Genomic DNA, 21,321 nt, shown 5'->3' with positions numbered 1-21,321 from the left:
AAAAAATTTAAAGCGAAACCTTAATCTTTACAAAAATACTAAAATTACTTAATTATACGACATAAATACTCCCCATAACCAGATTTACGCAATGGCTTGGCAATGTCTAACAATTGCTGATCATTAATGTAGCCCATTCGAAAAGCGACTTCCTCAATAGCACCTATTTTCATTCCCTGACGCTCTTCAATCACCTGCACAAATAGAGCGGCTTGCATCAGTGACTGGATGGTACCAGTATCTAGCCAGGCTGTACCTCGGTCAAATATACCCACCTTTAATTTTGCACGCTTTAAATATTCTTTATTGATATCTGTAATCTCCAATTCCCCACGTGCTGAAGGCTTGATACTTTTTGCGATCGCAACAACATCGTTATCGTAAAAGTAAATTCCTGGGATAGCATAGTTCGATTTCGGCTGTGCCGGTTTTTCCTCAATAGAGATGACCTTTTTCGTCGCGTCAAATTCTACTACACCATAACGTTCAGGGTCGTGTACAGGATATGCAAATACAACGCCACCATCAGGATCGGCACAAGACTGCAATAGCTTTGACAAGCCCGAGCCATAGAAAATATTATCACCCAGAATTAACGCGACCTTATCATCACCTATAAATTCCTCGCCTAACAAAAATGCCTGCGCCAAGCCATCAGGGCTTGGCTGTTCCTTATACTCAAACCTACAGCCAAGTTGAGAACCATCGCCCAATAGTTTTTGAAAGTTTGGTAAATCCTGTGGAGTTGAGATAATCAATATTTCGCGAATGCCGGACAACATTAATGTAGACAAGGGATAGTATATCATTGGCTTATCATATACTGGCATTAATTGCTTACTTACTGCAAGTGTCAACGGGTGCAAACGGGTTCCAGATCCACCGGCTAATATAATTCCTTTCATTTTATAGTATTGAGTAATGAGTATTGGGTATTGAGATTTTAGTATTTAGACTCTAGTTATATAAGTCTTCAGCGTAATAATCTCTTTATTATTTTTTATTTTCCTCGGCTAGCATTTTCGCTAAGCTCTCCTTCCATTCGGGCACCACCACATCATAGACCACTTTAATCTTCGATTTATCAAGCAGTGAGTACTTTGGCCGTTGCGCTGGCGTCGGATATGCACTCGTCTGAATTGGTTTTACCTGACAATCAAACGAACGGAAATCCCGTATTGCTACAGCAAAATCATGCCAGGAGATTTCACCTTCATTACTGTAATTATAGATTCCCCCTTCCCAATTTGCTGCATCAGCGATTTTCAAAATCGCTATCGCTAAATCTTTTGCATAGGTTGGGCTACCAATTTGATCATTAATTACATTTACTTCATCCTTTTCAGCCATTAGGCGGCACATTGTCTTCACAAAATTCTTTCCATAGGAAGAATATACCCAGGAGGTCCGGATAATAATTGCCTCAGGGCACCATTTTCGAATAGCATTCTCGCCAGCAAGTTTGGTCTTCCCATAGACATTGATCGGTGCTGTTGGTGCGTCTTCCGTTAGCGGAACGGCAGAATTACCATCAAACACATAATCCGTTGAAATAGCAATCAACTTTACCTCATGTAGATGACAGTATTGCGCAATCTCATCACATGCTAGATGATTGACCAAATTTGCCAGCTCAGGTTCTTCCTCAGCCTTATCGACCGCGGTATAAGCGCCCGCATGAATAATTAAATCTGGCTGATATATCGCCAAAATATCCTGAATCAGGAGAACCCGATCCAGCGGCAGCTGCTTACGATCCAAAAAGTAGCACTCTTTTTCGGTATCATTTGCCAATAGTTCATTTAATTCAGAACCTAACTGTCCAGAAGCGCCTGTAATGACAATTCTCATCAAATCTTTTTTATGGTATAAGCCTAATATGTTTATTTCTCCCACTCAGAAGCTTTAAAGCACATAGTCGCTCTATTTTGTTATTTCAATTTATTGTATAATGCAGCAAAATTTTGTGCCTCTTTGTCCTTTTGCGACAAGATCATTTGATCGACTGGAATCCGCCAATCAATAGCCAATTGCGGATCTAATGGATGTACGCCATCCTCAGCGTTTTTGTTATAGTTATTATCACATTTGTAGGAGAATACGGCCTGTTCAGACAATACGGAAAATCCGTGTAAAAATCCCCGCGGTACAAATAGTTGCTTTTTATTTTCAGCCGAGAGTTCCACAGCAACATGTTGTCCATAGGTGGGTGAATTGGGCCGAACATCAACTGCCACATCCAATACGCTACCTTCTAGCACACGGACCAGTTTTGCCTGTGCATGCTCACCTGCTTGCATGTGCAATCCCCTGACCACACCAAATTGAGATTTCGACTGATTATCCTGTACAAAATGGGGTTTATGTCCTAATATTTCGGCCAATCTATTTTCATTATACGATTCAAAGAAATAACCTCGCTCATCTTCGAAAACAGCAGGCTCCAAGATAAAGCAACCCGATAGTTTAGTTTCAGTATATTTCATATTTAAGCGCCGTGATATTGGTTATTATAATAATGTTGATAGTCACCCGAAGTCACATGATCCAGCCATTCCTGATTGGACAGAAACCAATCTATTGTCAGCGATAAGCCTTGTTCAAATGTCACCGATGGGCTCCAACCCAATTCCGTATTTATTTTATTTGCATCAATCGCGTAGCGCAGATCATGACCAGGTCGATCTTTCACAAAAGTAATCAGAGAAGCAGCTGTCCCCTCTTCACGGCCTAATTTGGTATCCATTTGTCGGCATAGTTCTTTGATCAGATCTATATTCTGCCATTCATTAAAACCACCTACATTGTAAGAATCGCCATTTTTACCTTGATGAAAAACCAAGTCTATCGCTTTTGCATGGTCAATTACAAAGAGCCAGTCCCGCGTATACTTTCCATCGCCATATACTGGCAGCGGTTTGTTATTTAAGATATTATGAATACACAATGGAATTAATTTTTCAGGAAAATGATTGGGACCATAATTATTGGAACAATTGGTTAAGACAATCGGTAAACCATAGGTATCGTGATAGGCACGCACAAAATGATCCGAGCTTGCTTTGGATGCTGAATATGGTGAATGTGGATCATATTTGGTGTCTTCTGTAAAAAAGCCTGTTTCACCCAACGCACCAAAGACCTCATCAGTTGAGACATGATGAAAACGCTTGCCTTCAAAATTATCCTTCCAGATTGCACGGGCAGCATTCAACAGATTGACTGTCCCGATCACATTGGTCATCACAAATGCGGTAGGATCTAAAATGGAGCGATCAACATGGGATTCCGCCGCCAAGTGAATCACACCATCCGGCTGATATTGTTCAAAAACAGCATTTATTGCTGCTTGATCCGTAATATCTGCTTTGACAAAAGTGTAATTCGGATGATCTTCTACATCTTTCAGATTTTCCAGATTGCCTGCATAGGTTAGTGCATCCAGATTAATAATTTGATAGTCTGGATACTTTGTAACAAACTCACGGACGACATGGGATCCAATAAATCCTGCACCTCCGGTGATTAAAATTTTTTTATTCATATACGTTGCTTATCGACGGAATACCGCACGAGCTAATCTGTCAAAATTATTACTCTAGTTAAATAGTTCGCTAAAATTAGGTTGATTTTTGCGAATTGACAAGTTTTAATCGATTGAGAAAGCATAATAAATGCAAAAGTCCCATTACTGGGACATTTGTATATAGATATGGCTATATTCTTTTGTGTTACTTTTAAATCTTTTTTATAAGCGAATATACCGGGACCTCGTCCATGAATTCATGAGCTTCGTTGTTATCCAATGCTTCGTACACAGAATTCTGAGATTTAAATTCAGGGACTATTTGTTTCATTGCGGCAACCAAAGTCATAAAATCCGGCAACTGTCTATCACCATCAATAATTTGCTGACAAACAGCATTTATCCGTTCGGCTTTCAGTATCAATTCATCGTGTTTTACTTTTGCAATCATAATTTTCGGATGATGCGTTTTCACCGTATTTTCATTATTGGCCAAAAGTTCTTCAAAGATCTTCTCTCCGGGACGCAAACCAACAATTTTGATATCTATATCTTCTGGATAGCGGTAACCTTTCAGCTTGATCATCCGTTTGGCAAGATCCATTATTTTAACCGATTTGCCCATATCAAAGACAAATATCTCACCACCTTTTCCCATCACACCAGCTTCCTGTACCAACTGGCAGGCCTCAGGAATGGTCATAAAAAAACGTGTAATTTCAGGATGTGTCAAGGTCAATGGACCACCATTTGCCATTTGTTTCTCAAAAAGTGGGATTACCGAACCGTTAGAACCGAGAACATTACCAAATCGTGTAATGATAAAGCTCGTTTCCGACCTGCCGCTACAGCTACTCACATAGATTTCCGCCATCCGTTTGGTTGCTCCCATCACATTCGTAGGGTTGACTGCCTTATCTGTCGAAACCATGACCATTTTCTTAGCGCCAAAGGCCATACAAAGATCGGCGACATTTTTACTTCCAAGTACATTTGTCTGGATGGATTCATAAGGATTTGCTTCCATCAATGGCACATGTTTGTACGCCGCAGCATGAAATACCAGATCCGGTTTATACTGCGCAAATATATTTTGCATAAAAGCATAATTGCGCACATCACCGACGACACAATGCAAATGCTCGGGCTGTGTTGCTTTTATCGACTGCTGGATATCGTACAAGGCGGATTCCGCTTGATCCAATAGAATTAATTTTTTATAATAACGCCTTGCAATTTGACGTGCCAACTCCGAGCCAATGGAACCTGCGGCACCAGTGACCAGAATCACCTTGCCCTTCATCTCCTCCTCGATTTCTGGATGATCCAGTTTAATAGGCTTACGTCCAAGCAAATCCTCTATCTTCAGCGGTCTGATCTCCCGTTTAGCGCCAGAATTGAGCAGGATGCGGGCAGGTGGCATGATTTTGAGTTCAAGCCCGATATTTTGAAACCAGTCTGATACATATTCCAACCGCTCAGGGTCATTGTTTTCCACCGCAATGATCACCTGTGTGATTTCATGTTTGCTGATATATTCCTTGGTAATTTCAGTAATATCTTTGATTTTCAAACCTGCAAGACGTTTGCCAATACGTGAGACTTTATCTTCTACAAAGGCGACAACTTGATACTTGATTCGGGGATCTTCCTTCAGCAAGGAGAAAGACACTAGTCCCGGACGCGAAGCTCCAAAAATCAATACATTTTCACCTTTTCGTGCGGGTAAGAATAAATACTCAAAAATCGTTCGGTATACCACGCGTGCGCCGACCATAATTACAAGAAGGATACAGGCCTGCATGGTTAAGACACCATAGGAAAGACGAAGGTAATCTCCCGCTATTGTCTCCTTTTCCACAACAGCTTTAACGACCAGAGTTAACAGCATCAATATAACATATGCAGATGCAACAGTCTTAAAGATTTTAATGGTGTCCCGGATGCCTGTTTGACGTACGATACCTCTATAAGTGTTATAGCACAAAAATAGCACAAAATACACAGGCAAAACCAGTATAAGCTTCTTCAACATAAGTGCTACATCAAAGACACCCTTGAAATTATTTACTACATAATTTGAAAACACATAACTTGCGAATACAAACCACATATCGATCAGCAAAATGACCCATCGAGGATTATCCTTCCGTAACCGTTTTCTTAAATCCCATAGAGATCCCATCATAGCTTTCTTCACGTTTTAGTTTATTTATTTTACCGTCGTATTCCTTTTATGGAGTTAGCACAACGCATATGGCTTATTTCAATTTTGTAAAGGATGACCAAGATACTTAAAATTTGACAATCATTTGGTCTTTTTACTAAAATATCGATAATGACAGGCGCCATATACCCATCTCCATATCATCGTGGACTAAGCAACTATTATACCGAAAATATTACAAACAATGATAAAAGTTAAAAATCACGAACAAAAGGCAACCAACATTTACTGTTGTTCAATAAGATTCTCCCTTGTTCATATTTTATCCTTTTTAATGAACACCAAAATTGGCATATTGTTTGTAAAACATCCTGTAAGACAGACAAAACCATATAGCTGAATTATATATTATGAATTTTTTAACCAATTTGTTTAAAAATAAAAAGCCTTCATCCATCCGGCCCCTGGCTCAGCTGGAATTTCTGGAAGTGGACATGCACAACCACCTGTTACCCGGAATAGATGACGGCAGTACATCTGTAAAAAATTCTATTGCATATATTCAAGAATTACAGCGTTTGGGTTTAAAGAAGTTCATCTGTACTCCCCATATTATGGCGGGTGTACATCCAAACACCAAGTCAACTATCGAGGGAGCGCAGACTGCTCTTGTTCAAGGGTTGAAAGAGAATGGCAACGGAGCCGATATTTTTGCTGCGGCCGAACACATCATCGATGATGGTCTGACCTCACTTATTAAACAGGATGAACTCTGTGTGATGCCCGGTGGTTATGTCCTGATCGAGATGTCCTACCTATCCGAATCCAAAGCACTTTTTCACACTATTTTAGAGATCCAGAAACTTGGCTACAAACCTATCCTTGCACATCCTGAGCGATACAACTATTATCATGGAAATTTCAATATTTACAAACAGATCAAGGATGCAGGTTGTCTATTGCAGTTGAACTTATTATCACTTAGCCGCTATTATGGTGTGGATAGTAAAGCAATCGCCATGACATTACTCAAGTCGGGCATGTATGATTTTGTTGGCACGGACCTACACCATGAGCGACATCTTGAAGCCATCAAGAATATAGCCGAAAAATATCCCGTCCGCGATATGCTAAAAACCTCCCCTATTTTAAATCAGACCCTGTTGGATCATCTGGACAGCAATAAATCCCAGGGAATAGCTGGCTAAATAATCGGACTGTCCTATTTTCTATTCAAGACAGGTCAAATGATATAGCGAACAACAGATAATACGAAATGAAGAAAATAGCATAAAAAAACGCATTCCCTGATTAGGGGAATGCGCCTCCATTAAACTTATTATCCAAGTAAATTATCTTTACAATGTTTAGGTGAAGAACTATTTTCTTACACAGCGCACTTGATATGCATAATTTGCCTCCGCAGGTCCTACATTAATAGACCAACCACTATCTCCCTTTGCACCCGTCATTTGAAGACGTTGATTACCAGCCAATAAATATAATCCTTGCGTTCCCATTCCATCACCCGAGTTATTATCATTGTAAGATCCCCCATAAGGTAAGTAAAGGAATTTATAGCGATCAGCGCCGGGATTACCCTGTTTACCAAAGAACATCCCCAAATTGGTAGCAGCTGTACCATCGTATGTATCCACATAACGAGCCGGTGCCCATGCATTGACATCATGTGGATTATCTTTGCCGCCGCTATTTGTGTTGTTGATCAATTGGTTGATTTCCGCAGCTGTTGGAAGCCTCCAGGTATTCGCCGGTAGCACCAATGCACAAGGATCTCCATCCACACTATTAATATCTCTGCTCGGACGTTGATTATTGACATTAAAAACCTTCGGTTTTACATAGCCGTTGAACCAATAGTTACCATAAGTATCATTTGTTTTGGCAAATCCATACACTGGATTACCATTACCATCCGTAGTATAGGTCAAGTTTCCTAAAGCCCAGACTTCATCACCGATATTCACTTCAAACGGTTTCTTCAAGGTAATGTCCAGTTGATATTTTACGCCCGGTTTAAGATTCCAGCCCGCTTTTGTCAAGTTCTTTGCAGCACTTCCGGCAATCGAAACACCAGACAATACAATTGTACCGTTTGCTGTTGCAGCCGTTGTGATAAAAGTAGAATCTGAATTGATAACTTTTCCGGTTGTATTTTTAAGATTGAAAGCTACGGGATTTGCAGCCCCTGTAAAGGTCAATGCACCGCTTGTAAGCGCAACATCAACCGCTGCATTGGAAGGAGCAATTGTCGCGCCCGCAATACTGCTTACTGAGCCCAACTGGGAAGCATCAAATTTCAGTGTTACTTGTGTAAACAAATGCGCTAGATCGGCATTCAATAGATTCTGTCCATCTTTGACCTCAAAATCAACCTGATCCAACATAAAGTCCTTATCAGCAGTTAGACCAGCGAAATTCACGGTGCTCAACTTCGCTCCAGCGGCAATGGAAGGCAATGTCTTGTTTGTACCAGACGCATAGATTACGAAAGTATATTTTCCTTTGTCAATCGCAAAATCCTGTCCACTGTTTCCCTGCGTAAAAGTTTTTGTTTCCTTATAGTCACCTGCCGCATCAAAAATTGCAACATAATAGACAGTCCCTTGTTTCAATGCTTTCTGATCAGTACCAGTTGAAACGGTAGCCGCCCGGTTAGATGCTTTTAAGCCCTGTGCTGTTGAGGTTTCAGCTGTCAAGGTCGCTACCAATGTATATTGATTGTCAAATGGAATTTCTACTGTTTGTGTTGCCGAAGCATAGGCACGGCCAACTGAAGCCGCTTTTACCGGACCTGCCGCTGCAAAGGCCTCTCCTATATTTAAACGTACGGTCGGTCCATCTGGAATGATCATGTTATTATTCTCCTTACTACATGAAGAGATAAATAATGCACATGCTAAGATAGAAGCAAAACCAAATTTTATTGTAAACTTATTCATGAAAATGATTGTTTATATCACTAATTAATTAAACCACCTTATATACTACCAATCGATTTCTTGCGTCTGCGTTTCAGTCTGCCAAGATTCGGTTACCGAACTGTTTACAGAACCAGCAGCAATGCTATATTCCAGTGCGACATTTTGTACGTTCATGCAAGGAGCTTCATAAGGAAGACGGCCATCTAGGTTAGCCAAGTTTTCATTGTTCGTTTTCATTTCTTATATTTTTAAAATGTTCTAAAGCAATTTATGTTTGTGTAATTTATACACACCACAAAAAAGACGTTATCTAACTAATAACAAGACCTTTAGTATAGAATAATATGACACTCCCAAATCAGAAGTTGCACGAAAGTAGATAATATTCGAAAGGAGCCAAAGGAATTCGGTTGATGTTTATTTTCCTGTAACTAAGATACTACAAGTCAGCCTAAAACAGGCCTTTTACATGACATTTCCATGAGAATTAAGGTCAGATTCACGAAAACATGGCCATCAAAAAGAGTGTTCGTTAATTTTTAGAAAGAACTAAAGTGTGAGGTCTATCATTGAGCTAAAATCTGGAGTCAAAAATCCATTGATTGCATAAACACATTAATTATTATGAAAACAAAAACACAAAACAATGCTAAAAACAAAAAACATAAATAGATATATATTTCTCTAAAACAATAAACACAAACCGTTATTGCTGTTTTTCAATAAATCTTAAAAGAGATATAATGACAAATATTTATTTCAAAAACAAGTGAATATTATTAGGAAATTGATTATCGATATTAAAAACATACAATATAATACAGAAATAAAGCAACAACTGACGTATACGTATAAATACAGCCTATTAAGAAAGTAACTGTTCAAACACATTAATTATAAAACAAAAATTTACCAAAAAAATTTTATTCAAATTTAAAACAAAAGGCAAACAACTTTGTTCAAGCAAAGTATTTCAGTCATATAATACAATAAAAAAGTATTTAAAATACATCTCTATTTCACATTAAATGACAGTTATGCAAAAAAAAGTAAACAATAAAGCGATGGAAAGGAGACATCTTTAAATATCAAATGAATTTTATGTTAGAAAATAATTTACAATATTTTTTTTGCACAAGTTGATATTTAGTCGTAATATTACAATTCGAAAGCATACAGTGTTTTAGCCAAACTAGAAAAAAGTAGTAGACATATATAAATTTATAATAGCATTAACAGGAATATTATAACAAAATTGACACAGCGACAACAACAACACTTGTCTGTACGCAGAGACAAGCAGCTTATCAAAATGTTAATTTTTAATTTTTAACAATGAAGAATTAAATTGTCCATTAAATTTTAAACCCCATGCTAGCAATAGCATGGATTATCCAAATAATATTATCATGAATAAGAACGCAAAAAAAATGTACGTTGCTCCGTCCATTAAGGAGCACGTTGTAGAGCTTGAGCAAGGCATTGCTGCAGGTTCAGGTGTAACCCCAGGTGGATCTCCAGATGTCAACGACCCAACCGAAGGAACGGGTGGTGTTGGTAACGGAGAAGGATAACCATTAGCCAAGAAAATCTGACAAGAGTATTTTAAATTAACAATTTCAAGAAATTTATGAACTTTTTAACAATTAAGAAGGCTAATTGGATTGTCGCTACTGTTATATTAGCCACTTCTGGAATGCTCGCGACGAGCTGTTCCAAAGACAAAAATGCCCCTGTTGAACAGACAGATCAGCATGAAGGAACAAACCTAGTGTTATCCATTAATGGAATAAACGAAGGTTCAGACAGTTCCGTAAAACAAGCTTCATCAACTACTGGCAAGACTAAACTCAACGTAAAGTCTTATGCAGATGTTGACGTAGTAACTGCAGTAGACAACAATGTACCTTTCACAGCCGCATCAGGCATTACGGTAAAAAATATCGGTTCAGGTCAAGCAGCTGCAGCCAATAACAGTTTACGTGCAGCAGCGTTACCAAGCGGTGTTATCTACCGTCTGTACTTACTTTCAGCGGATGGTAGTCAGGTACTTTCATCACAACAATTTACGGTCGGAGGAACTACTGTTACAGTCCCTGTAAGCGCCGGACAAACCTACAAATGGGTTGCTTTGTCTTACAATAACCAAGACGCTATCCCAACGATTACAACTGGCAGCCCTTCTTTAGTGCTACCTGAAAATAAAGACGTATTGTATGCATCTGGCAATGTTACTATTCCAAGTGCGCCAGGATCCGATGTTTCCTTGCCAATCACGTTTAACCATGTATTCTCCCGTTTAGCGATTGAATTAAATTCTATGGGTGTCTTTGGTCCAATGAACTCAGGTACAGTATCTGTTTCTGGTTTGACATTGAGAACCGGAACACTGAATGTGGCAACAGGCGCACTTACACCTGCAGCAACGACATTTACACCAACGATTAACTGGTCAAGCTTTACAAATATAGATCCGGCGTATTCCGATGCTAAGATTGCATATGCTTATACAGCAGGTACATCAACGTTAAACAATATTGTCGTATCTGTATCAAACTTAGCCGTTACCCACGTTGATAATGTGAATCGCACGTTTGGTTCTACAGCACCAATTAATATTTCATTTAACATTACTCCAGAATTGGGCAAAAGCCACCGTTTGTTAGCAAATATTGTGGAGTCACCTTTGACTTCCAGTCTTAATAGCACAAAATGGGCTAGATCAAATCTATATTATGACCCGAGCGTTAATAATGGCCACAATCCTTACAGATTCTACGGCACCAATACACAAACCGTGCAGACAGACGGCAGAGGTTATTTCGCTTTCGGAAGTGCAATTCCACGTAAATTTGTATCAAGCAGCACGCCACCACAAGACCCTTGTGCACTAGTTTATCCACAAGGTCTTTGGAAGCAACCAGCGCATACTAATTTTTCAGCATACACTACTAGTGATGGCTTATTGACCAATATTTTAGGTAATATTTTACAAATGCTAGTTTCTGCACCAGCACCTAGTGCAACTGGTCTTGGCTCGAATTATATTCAATATCCTCTTGCTGCTGCAAACGGAGGTGGCGGTAATGCTGCATTCGGTGCGGAATCAAACGTACTTCGATTCTATCACAATGGTCAAATTAACAACGTCAATGTATTGACTGACTTCGGATCAAATGGGTTAGTGAACTTGAACTTAGGAACCAGCTACGGAAGAGAAACTGCGTACTGGACAAATGAACAGGGCGTTAATCTATTAGGACTAGTCGGAATTGGCGGATGGGGCTACCATGCAGCAAACAAAACAACACTCCTTGGCGTAAATTTCAAAGGAGCCCAAGGTACAGCAGAACTTTTATCGAATGTTGACCTTTTAGGTTTAAATGTATTAAGCTCAACCTTTAAAAACGTTCGCTGCATACGCGCAAACTAAAATAATAAGGTATTTTTAACACCTCATATCAGAAGGCGGCTAGGTATTACCTGGCCGCCTTTTTTTATTATGGCCAACTCCCTACAAATTTTTTTCACAATTTTTAACATAAATATCTTCAAATGCCACACAATAAGTTCCAACAATATTTTCTACATTTGGGCCGTCAAGTCATTTTTTTTGCGTTCGACTTGATAATATTAATGGATAGAATGGGACGAAGGCGTTCGTCCCATTTATTTTCAACAAACTAATAATCAACACTTTAAATACACTTCAAATCACTTATCGCGCTCTACAAAAAATTAACTTAAATCCAGTCTAGCATACTCGACATTCTCTTAAAGATAGATTTATATTTTAAAGCTGATAAATCAATCTAAAAAATGAACTGATCGCATTTTCTTTTCCTCCTACTGGAAAACCGACAGCCATACCGACGGCTAATTTATCATTTAGGCCAAGTTTTACTTGTGGTCGAAGTGTCGTCTCCAAACTGCCCGACGCAACTTCCTGATTGACTTCAAGTCCAATAAAATGGTCTGTTTGTGGCAATGCATAATGGAAGGAGGTATTGATCTGCCAATTCATTCCCGTCTTACCTGATTTATAATGATAAGCAATCTCCGGACCTGTATAGATCAAGGTATGCCAGTTTGAATGCCAACTTTTAGCGGCCACAAAAAAAGGATTAAATGTAGTGCCACAGTCCGCGAAGTTAAAAATCTGCGTATAGCCAACAGCTAATGTTGTTGCCTGTTTCTTCGAAACATAGAAGGAATATTGTGAGGACAACCTTAACCTTTCGAGTTTATTGCCCGAGGAAACATCGGCCATTTTACTTTTTGTATAGGCAAAGTCTGTCTCTACTTCCAGCCCCAATCGATCTATGGGCGCAAACTCATATTCAGCCAAATAGCCATATTCATCTGCCTTGCCCATTTTTTTGATATCTGCACCAACATTAAACTCCTTCTCGCCCTTCCTTGCACCCAAATCACGAACAAGATCATTATATAAGGGTTCAGCATGATGTACTTTATCAGGTATAGATCGCCCTTGTTGCGCTTGCGCATCCGTTGTCCCCAGTAGCATCCAGCCCATCAGGAAAGCTCCAGAAAATTGTATGATTGTGTTGTTGTTTTTCATACAACAAACCTCCCAATGAATTATGGAAACAATTGGGAATGTATAGCTGCTATCTTATCAGATCTTTAGCCTCGCTCGTAAGGATGGATCAAGCGCTCCTTTATTCAGCATTAACGTGATGGTTTTATAATTGACAAATTCCTTAGTGACATACATATATCCTTTAAAATCATTGGCTTTACCCCAGGAATTTTTAACAAGGTAATACTCTTTTCCATGCTGATCCTTGGCAAGTCCGACTATATGCATCGCGTGATCATCGGTGGTAGCCCAGTTGTCGAAAGCTTGTTGCCTCTCTTCGGCCGTAATCTTCTTCTCAGTACTTGGTTTTACGAACATGGTTTTCTTTTCGTTGTCAGACATCTTGTCAAATGGTTTTTCAGGAACGTAAGCAATACCGTACTGCCAGGAGAATCCCTTTTCAGAAACATCTGTCGTCCATGCAACCGTATAGCCTTGTTGCAACGCCCTATCAATAATGCTCGTTAGCCCCCCCATGGGCAGATTATAAAAACTATCAAATGACCAATTATCCGGTACCAATAGCACAAAAGGCTTATAGTAAGGTTGATCTGTTACAGAAGCAAAGCCAATATAATCGTCCGGGTCAATCCCGATCACCTGATCTGCAAATGTGCGTGCCGTATACACCTTTCCTTTATAGTCGAATTTTTCGGGCACTACCCCTAGATGTGTATCAAGTGTGGCAGCATAGGCTTGTTCCCAATTGGGAGTCAAGGGTCTACTCTTGACCAATACTTTGAGCATTGCATTTAATAGAGGCGTCATCTCTCTGAAATCATTGTAGCTATGATTACCAGGCAGACCAGCATAGGCTGATCTAGGCATCGCGCCATATTTACGGAATACATTCAATACGTCATGTAGTTGTCCGCCTTCACCCATTGTCAGTCCACCATGGAGACGTACGAAATTATGTGCTTTATCCAAATAAGCCTTTCGAGCAGTAAAGACCTGAGAAATTTCAACAGGTTCTTTTCCCATACGGATCATCTCCGACTCCAAAAATGAATTGCCAGTGTAGGACCAACAGGTATTTGATGCTCCTTGTTGCTTGACCGAAGTGCATCCCAGGTTGATGACATCCGTAAATACATACTCAGTTTTGATTCGCTTGTATTTATTTTTATTGAGCATTTTACGAATAAATGTCGCAAGCAATGCTCCAATAATCAAAACAAGAATAATAATGATTAGCCTTTTATACTTTTTCATAATTCCCCATTAACGTCCGCCACTGATCATTGCTGTAAACCGGGGCCAGAACTGCTTTAATAAACTATAAATTACCAAACCCAATACAATTATAATCGTGGGGCATGCCAAGTATAAGAACAGCAATAATCCCTCAGACTGTGGCTTGAGTACCTTAAATAAAAATTTGATAATAAAAACCAAAGGTAATCGATGGTAGGCAAAAATAAAAAAGCTGCTATTGGCCAAGAAGGTGTTTGTCCGCCAGCTTTCTTTTCCTATAAAATGAGCTGCTATGGACACAGTCGTAATAAGACCTATGATAATTCCGGCACAATACAAGTCAACCCACCACCTTGACCCTAGGAAAAATAGCTGTGCCGCGACAAGCAGGATATACAATGGCAAGACAATTGGTAGCATCGGTCGCATACCACTGACAAAGTTTTTATTGTTGATACTAAAATACGCCCCTGCAGTGAAGAAAAAGAACGAAACTGCACTCAGCCCTGGCAAATAAAAAAAAGGATTAAAAATCCAAAGCAGTCCCATTATAATCACAGCATAAGTTTTCAGCTTTTTAATGAGTATAAAGATTATTGGAGAAAACAGCACCACGACCATCAAATCACGAATAAACCAAAAGGGAGAGTTAATGGGTAAGGATTTATTCACATGTGGATTTACTTGTGAAGTATCCCAAAAGGACCAAAGCCAATCCAACAAGCTATAATCTGTTATTAATTTGTTTCTACCAGAAACCAAGCTTCCCGATAAAAACGTTTGCGCAAGCAAAAGAAATAAGATGACCAACAGGTTCCAGAAAATATAAGGAATCAAAAGCGATCGAACACGTTTTTTTAATTTTTGAAGATAAATCTCGATGGAAAACGTCGCTGTTTTATAGAAGAATAAAAAGCCCGAAATAAAAAAGAAAAGCGGTACACAGACCTCGAAAATAACTTTGGAGAATAAGAAAAAGATGTGCGAAAAAATAGGATAACTAGCAAAACTGATCTGCTTTACACCGGCCATCACAATATCCGAAAAATCCGTATGGATAAATACCACCCCCACAATCAAAGGGAAGCGTAAAAAATCAATAGTCTTTGACTGCAGTTCATCGCCAGACATTTTATAAAGATAATCTTTACCCATTAGTTAGATTTAAATTACGTTTTGGTGCCCTTAAATTACACATTTCTAATTAAATATCCATTATCTCCTTTGATTCACCCAATTTGAACATATACAATGCAAGCAGAACAGGAGCTTAAATAAGACATCTGGGACAATATTCAATGTACCAAAAGCGTTACATAATAACTAAACCGAACTAAAATAGGAGACATTATGCCGCCAGCTTAACATAAACTATCACAACAAATATTAATAAAGGGTTAATACATCATTCCATTTTCTATTGTATACAAATCAATTCAGATAAGAGCTAAAAATGCGCCCAATAATTCAGTATTTTATTCCCATTTCTCTTGTACTATCCCCTTTCATTGTCTCAGCACAAGAAGCTGTACTAAGCGGCATCGTTCGTGATGCAAGTACCGGAAAGCCTCTTAATGGCGCTTTCATTATCCCAGTCAATGACAGCATAGGTGCCACCTCAGACCTACTGGGGCATTACAGCATAAAACTACCTCAGCGAACACATCGGTTTGCGATCAGTTACGTCGGCTACCAACAACAAGTAATTACTATTGAACTATTCCAATCCCGTGAAAGAAATTTTGAACTGAAGCCCTTTGCCAATCGAATGGATGAGGTGCTGGTATCCGCCAAAGAGAAGGGTGAATCGGTCGATGATCCACACATGAGTACAGTCCATCTCACCATGAAAGATATTAAGGATGTCCCCGTTCTTTTTGGTGAAAAAGACCTCTTAAAAACCATACAACTCTTGCCGGGGGTACAAAGTGGAGGTGAAGGCTCGACCAATTTTCATGTACGTGGTAGCGATGGTGGACAGAACTTGATTCTGCTTGATCAGGCTACAGTTTATAATGCTTCGCATCTGTTTGGTTTTTTCTCCATCTTTAATTCCGATGCAATCAAGGATGTGCAACTCTACAAAGGTGGCATACCGGCCCAGTTTGGCGGACGGATTTCTTCTGTATTAGACATTTCCATGTTGGATGGTAACAAAAAACAGTTCTCCGGTGAAGGCGGGCTTGGGATTATTGCTTCCCGGATCAAACTTGAGGGACCACTCACACAAGATAAGAGTTCTTTTTTATTCAGCGCCCGCCGATCCTATGCAGATTCATTTTTAAAACTGGCAAAAAGTAAAGATATGGATAACAATAGTCTGTATTTTTATGATTTGAATGCCAAGCTTAGTATTAATCTGGGCAAGAGAACCAGCCTATACTTATCGGGCTATCATGGCAAAGACAAATTAAAGTACAGCGACCTATTTCATATTGCTTGGGGGAACAGCACTGCAACGGCCCGGTTGAACCATCAGTTTAATGATAAAATATCCAGTAACACATCCCTTATTTACAGTGGGTTTAACTATCAGGCTGGGGTTTCCAGCCAACAGATTGACTTTCAGGTCGCCTCCAAAATCCGAAACGCGCATGCAAAGCAGGATTTTTCCTATTATGCGAATGCCAATAATACCATCCGGCTTGGGGTAGGTGCATTGGCGCAATCCATCAAGCCAGCCAATCTCTCCTCCGATAAAAATCAATCAGTCAATCCAACCACCATTGAAAACCAGCGCGGGATTGATCTAGGGGGATATATCTCTCATGAATGGAAACCTACAACCGACCTGTCCCTACAGTATGGTGTCCATGTCCATGATTTTATAGTGCTAGGCAAAAGGACTTTCTATCAATTTGACAAAAACGGAAAGCCTGTTTCCGAAAAACGTGATAACAGCCGGATTGCTAAACATTATATCAATCTGGAACCACGCATATCAGCCAGTCTTGTACTGAATGAACAAAGCAGCTTAAAAGTCTCCTACAACCGTATTGTGCAGAACCTACATCAACTGACCAATACCACGGCAAGTCTACCCACCGATCAGTATGTACTCAGCAGTCCCAACATCAAGCCGCAACGTGTGGACCAGGCTGTCTTGGGATACTTTCGTACTTTTAGGAACAAGCAATATAACTTTTCGGTCGAGGCTTACTATAAAAGGCTTGGTAATCAGATTGATGTACGCAATGGAGCTACCTTACAGGCCAATACCTATTTCGAAGGGGAGTTGCTCTTTGGTGTCGGGCGTGCGTATGGCCTGGAGGGCTACCTGCGCAAGAACAGCGGCCGTCTAAAGGGATGGATCAGCTATACTCTATCCAAAAGCCGTCGTAAATTTAACGGGATCAATGAAGGGAAATGGTTCAATGCACGCCAGGATCGTACACACGATCTCGCCGTTGTAGCGAATTATGCGCTTTCCAATAGCTGGACACTCAGCGGAACATTTGTTTTCAATACCGGAAATGCCGTTACATTTCCCAGCGGGAAATACCTTATCAACGGCAAATCCATATTCTACTATACCGCGCGAAATGGCTATCGTATGCCCGACTATCACCGCCTTGACTTGTCAGCAACCTATGATCCACACACAACTAACAAACGTTTTCATTCGAGCTGGACGATTGGTGTATATAATGCCTACAATCGAAAAAATGCTTATACCATCGACTTTCGGGAGGCTAAGACTAACCCAAATCTGACAGAAGCTTACAAAATTGTTTTATTCGGAATTATTCCATCCGTCACTTGGAATTTTAAATTTTAAACACCATGCATGTTAGACAATCTTTTACCCTATCCGGTCTGTTGCTGCTGATTTACTCCTGTGAGGAAAAAATGGACCTTGATCTCAATAAAGCTGCAGCTCGCGTTGTCATCGATGCCCAACTATCCGATGCCAGTTCAGTTCAGCGGATCCGCATTTCACATTCTGTGGGATTTGACGATCCGATCAATACTTCCGGGATCAAGGGAGCAACGGTATCAGTCAAAGACAACGAGAATAGGCACTACTCTTTTCAATATGAGAAAGACGGCTATTATATCCATAGCAACTTTAAGCCCGTTGCCGGCCGGATCTATACGTTGAATGTTGCTGTCCAAAAGCAGCAATACAGCTCAAGCTGCCAGATGCCAGCCTATGTCGCCGTGGACTCCACTGGCATTTCAGAAAAAAGTCTCACTGGTAAAACCTATTTTTTTGCAACACTGACTTTTAAAGATCCAGCCAAAGTTTCCAATTATTATAGCTATACATTATCGATCAATGATGGCCCCTTTCGCTTTGCCAATGCACAATCTGACCAGTTCAACGATGGATTGAAAGTGACACATTACATCTCTGACTTAGGGACAAACTTAGTACCCGGCGATGGTGTGATTGTTCGTCGCTATTGTGTTGACGAAAAAACTTATCAATATTGGAACGAATACCAAAATAATAACCTTAGCAATGCCGCACCCAGCAACCCAAAATCCAATATTTCCAACAATGCATTGGGCTACTTTTCCGTCGCGTCAGTAAAAGAATATCAATTAAAGATCGGGCAGTAATCAAAGCGCTGTCCGAAAAAAAAATTTACTACCGATTATCGCTTTCTTCTTTACGACCTTCGACGATAAGCTCGTTTACTTCATCCATTTCTCCTTGTTCGAGGTGCTCGATATCTTCTGCCTGTTCGTCTGAATAACGGTCAATGAAAAAAGTACAGCCCATCGGAAAATGGTCAGATCCAATAGAAGGATAGATAAACAATTTATCTATAAATACATTGGGACTATGGAATAACAGATCCAAGGGTACCCGGAAAAACCAATAATTGGCGTGGAAAGTAGATAAGATCCCACGTCCTATACGTGCATCGATCAGCTTGCTGGTTTTCTTAAACAGCACTGAGGATCTCGCCCAAGCCACATTGTTAAAGTCCCCCGTAACTACTACGGGCATTTTATAATCACGTACCTTTTTTGCCACACTGAGCAGATCGCCATCCCGTTCTTTGGAGTTTTCCTCCTCTGTAGGACTTGGTGGTGGTGGATGTACCGCAAAAAAGACAAAGCGATGGCCATCCTCAGTTTCCAATTCGGCTTCAATACTTGGAATATCATCTGCAACAAAATAGTGAACCTTACTTTTATTGACTTTCAGCTTGGTATAAAAATGCATACCATAGGTATTGTCTAGCGTTACCTTGACAACATTCGGATAGTCTGATTCCAACACTTTCAAGCTCTTTTCCCATTCCGCATCACTTTCCATGGTCAGGAAGATCTTGGGTTGTTCTTTCCGAATCAAATCGATAAAACGATCGTACTCTATATTGAATTGCAGCACATTGCAGGAAATCAGCTTGATGCTATCCGAAGCATCTTTTCCCTTCTCGTATTTATCCTTACGCCAAAATTTAGTATAACGCACCAGGATAAATACATGATAGCCAATCAATATTGCCTGCGCGATCTGGATGCTCCATATCCAGGGCGATTCCGTCACCAGATAAAAGCCCCAGGCCAATACGGGCACCTGAAAAACCAGCAGCTGCAATTTAATAAATTCAGCCACACGAAAGACCCAGTGCTGGCAACGGATAAACGGCAGCAAGCTAAGGATAATCAAGAGTCCTGATAAAACAAGAAATAAAATCTGCATATTGATTTCAAAATTATTTCACAAAGATATTGTTTGAGTAAGACTTTCCCCCTATCTCCTAATCGATAGAAAGATCCCACAAGAAAAGTTACAATTTTTCTATCATCCTAGATCTAATTATTATCAGTATAACTATTGGGACCAACGAACGTTTATTTTATTTTGAGAAAATGACTATGTCCAACCTCAAATGAGCCGAACAAGAAAGTAAAATTTAGACTTACCGGGATCTTTGGTATATTTTTTGAAACAAGCAGATCTATCAAATAATCAACACTAAATGGAAGTCCCATCGTCAACACGATATACTATTAAATAGACAAAACCGTTTTATACAGATAAAGTCAAATAAAACTATCAAAAAAATTAGACCAAATACACACATAAAAACTATGAGCAAGAAAAAAGACAATTCAAGATGGCTAAATGTAGCTATATCCTGGGGCGCAAGTATCGTCATCATTGGGGTACTGTTCAAGATTCTCCATATCGGCGGCAGCACTGCCAACTATATGATCGGTATCGGGCTCGGGGTTGAGGCGCTACTTTTCTTTTTAATGGGTTTCAATCCCCCAGCGCCAGAACCAGACTGGAGCCGTGTCTATCCTGAATTGGACGATAATTTCAATGGTGAGCTTCCTGTACGTGGCAAAGCAGTTGTAGCACAGCCGGCAGGACCATCGGCAACAGCAGCATTGGACAAAATGTTTGCAGATGCCCATATTGAGCAGGCAAGTATCGAAAACTTGGGCCGTGGATTGCGTGACTTCAGTGAGAAGGTATCCGCTATCAACAAACTATCTGACGTGTCATTGGCAACCGAAGAGTTTACACAAAAGCTGCGCACAGCTACATCAAAATTTGACCACCTGAGCTTAGCCTTCGAAAAAGCGTCGGAAAACCTCGTGGCCATGTCCAACACCTCCGGTGATACAGCAAATTACCACGATCAGGTCAAAAATCTGACCAGCAACCTCGGTCAGCTGAATGCCATGTACGAGCGTGAACTCCGCGACTCAGCATCTCATTTGCAATCCATGAATAAGTTTTATGAGAACTTAAGCTATACCATGCAAAACTTCAACGAATCACTGGATGACTCCAAAGCCTTTAAAGAAGAAGTAGGCAAACTGGCGAAAAATCTGAATGCGTTAAATGCCATTTATGGCAATATGCTTAGTGCCATGAACCAGCCGCGCGTATAATTTACCCTTGTATTAC

17 protein-coding genes are annotated in these 21,321 nt (G+C 40.0%); 6 read left to right on the top strand and 11 right to left on the bottom strand.

Annotated features, from left to right (window positions below; all coding sequences use genetic code 11):
- Window positions 1-44 precede the first annotated feature (44 nt).
- The 5 genes from rfbA to AC07UV_RS09045 form a co-directional block, all read right to left on the bottom strand.
- The gene (gene rfbA / locus AC07UV_RS09065) at window positions 45-905 is read right to left on the bottom strand and encodes a glucose-1-phosphate thymidylyltransferase RfbA (RefSeq protein WP_495183454.1); all 861 of its coding nucleotides are present in this window, start codon (window positions 903-905) and stop codon (window positions 45-47) included.
- 88 nt (window positions 906-993) lie between these two features.
- Entirely contained in the window at window positions 994-1,851 is an 858-nt protein-coding gene (gene rfbD, locus AC07UV_RS09060) for a dTDP-4-dehydrorhamnose reductase (RefSeq protein ID WP_495183453.1), read from the bottom strand.
- 80 nt (window positions 1,852-1,931) lie between these two features.
- A complete protein-coding gene (rfbC, locus tag AC07UV_RS09055) occupies window positions 1,932-2,486 on the bottom strand; it encodes a dTDP-4-dehydrorhamnose 3,5-epimerase (RefSeq protein WP_495183452.1) in 555 nt (184 codons plus the stop codon).
- Window positions 2,487-2,488: 2 nt separating this feature from the next.
- The gene (rfbB, locus tag AC07UV_RS09050; protein WP_495183451.1) at window positions 2,489-3,544 is read right to left on the bottom strand and encodes a dTDP-glucose 4,6-dehydratase; all 1,056 of its coding nucleotides are present in this window, start codon (window positions 3,542-3,544) and stop codon (window positions 2,489-2,491) included.
- A 193-nt stretch (window positions 3,545-3,737) separates the two neighbouring features.
- The gene (locus AC07UV_RS09045; RefSeq protein WP_495183450.1) at window positions 3,738-5,714 is read right to left on the bottom strand and encodes a polysaccharide biosynthesis protein; all 1,977 of its coding nucleotides are present in this window, start codon (window positions 5,712-5,714) and stop codon (window positions 3,738-3,740) included.
- Between the two features lie 389 nt (window positions 5,715-6,103).
- Here AC07UV_RS09045 and AC07UV_RS09040 point away from each other — a divergent pair, with 389 nt between their 5' ends.
- Window positions 6,104-6,901 (top strand): tyrosine-protein phosphatase, encoded by a 798-nt coding sequence (locus AC07UV_RS09040; RefSeq protein ID WP_495183449.1) that lies wholly within the window; start codon window positions 6,104-6,106, stop codon window positions 6,899-6,901.
- A gap of 171 nt (window positions 6,902-7,072) precedes the next feature.
- Here AC07UV_RS09040 and AC07UV_RS09035 read toward each other — a convergent pair whose 3' ends face one another.
- Window positions 7,073-8,656, bottom strand: coding sequence for a hypothetical protein (locus AC07UV_RS09035; RefSeq protein ID WP_495183448.1), 1,584 nt, complete (start codon window positions 8,654-8,656; stop codon window positions 7,073-7,075).
- Window positions 8,657-8,701: 45 nt separating this feature from the next.
- Window positions 8,702-8,875 carry a hypothetical protein gene (locus AC07UV_RS09030; protein ID WP_495183447.1) on the bottom strand — a complete coding sequence of 58 codons (174 nt, stop codon included), beginning with the start codon at window positions 8,873-8,875 and terminating at the stop codon, window positions 8,702-8,704.
- A 1,172-nt stretch (window positions 8,876-10,047) separates the two neighbouring features.
- Between AC07UV_RS09030 and AC07UV_RS09025 the strand changes: the two genes are divergently transcribed.
- Together AC07UV_RS09025 and AC07UV_RS09020 are read left to right on the top strand one after the other, a co-directional pair.
- Complete coding sequence (locus AC07UV_RS09025) at window positions 10,048-10,212, top strand: hypothetical protein (RefSeq protein WP_495183446.1); 165 nt, start codon at window positions 10,048-10,050, stop codon at window positions 10,210-10,212.
- 56 nt (window positions 10,213-10,268) lie between these two features.
- Window positions 10,269-12,071: a hypothetical protein gene (locus AC07UV_RS09020; protein WP_495183445.1), complete on the top strand. Its 1,803-nt coding sequence runs from the start codon at window positions 10,269-10,271 to the stop codon at window positions 12,069-12,071.
- Between the two features lie 360 nt (window positions 12,072-12,431).
- On the opposite strand, the gene AC07UV_RS09015 is transcribed toward AC07UV_RS09020, so the two are convergent.
- Genes AC07UV_RS09015 through AC07UV_RS09005 form a run of 3 tightly spaced genes read right to left on the bottom strand, consistent with a single transcriptional unit; the run spans window position 12,432 to window position 15,593 of the window.
- Window positions 12,432-13,220 (bottom strand): HAEPLYID family protein, encoded by a 789-nt coding sequence (locus AC07UV_RS09015; RefSeq protein ID WP_495183444.1) that lies wholly within the window; start codon window positions 13,218-13,220, stop codon window positions 12,432-12,434.
- A gap of 57 nt (window positions 13,221-13,277) precedes the next feature.
- Entirely contained in the window at window positions 13,278-14,456 is a 1,179-nt protein-coding gene (locus tag AC07UV_RS09010; RefSeq protein WP_495183443.1) for a C1 family peptidase, read from the bottom strand.
- Window positions 14,457-14,465: 9 nt separating this feature from the next.
- Window positions 14,466-15,593: an acyltransferase family protein gene (locus AC07UV_RS09005; protein WP_495183442.1), complete on the bottom strand. Its 1,128-nt coding sequence runs from the start codon at window positions 15,591-15,593 to the stop codon at window positions 14,466-14,468.
- Window positions 15,594-15,891: 298 nt separating this feature from the next.
- Here AC07UV_RS09005 and AC07UV_RS09000 point away from each other — a divergent pair, with 298 nt between their 5' ends.
- The gene (locus tag AC07UV_RS09000) at window positions 15,892-18,216 is read left to right on the top strand and encodes a TonB-dependent receptor (protein ID WP_495183441.1); all 2,325 of its coding nucleotides are present in this window, start codon (window positions 15,892-15,894) and stop codon (window positions 18,214-18,216) included.
- Window positions 18,217-18,221: 5 nt separating this feature from the next.
- Entirely contained in the window at window positions 18,222-19,004 is a 783-nt protein-coding gene (locus AC07UV_RS08995; RefSeq protein ID WP_495183440.1) for a DUF4249 domain-containing protein, read from the top strand.
- Window positions 19,005-19,032: 28 nt separating this feature from the next.
- Here AC07UV_RS08995 and AC07UV_RS08990 read toward each other — a convergent pair whose 3' ends face one another.
- The gene (locus AC07UV_RS08990) at window positions 19,033-20,100 is read right to left on the bottom strand and encodes an endonuclease/exonuclease/phosphatase family protein (protein WP_495183439.1); all 1,068 of its coding nucleotides are present in this window, start codon (window positions 20,098-20,100) and stop codon (window positions 19,033-19,035) included.
- A gap of 392 nt (window positions 20,101-20,492) precedes the next feature.
- Here AC07UV_RS08990 and porL point away from each other — a divergent pair, with 392 nt between their 5' ends.
- A complete protein-coding gene (porL, locus tag AC07UV_RS08985) occupies window positions 20,493-21,305 on the top strand; it encodes a type IX secretion system motor protein PorL/GldL (RefSeq protein ID WP_495183438.1) in 813 nt (270 codons plus the stop codon).
- The last annotated feature ends 16 nt before the right edge of the window (window positions 21,306-21,321 follow it).

The organism is Sphingobacterium sp. GW821-FHT03E03 (assembly GCF_059420745.1).
Note: the sequence above shows the minus strand (reverse complement) of the source record. Positions and strands in the feature narration are given on the sequence as shown.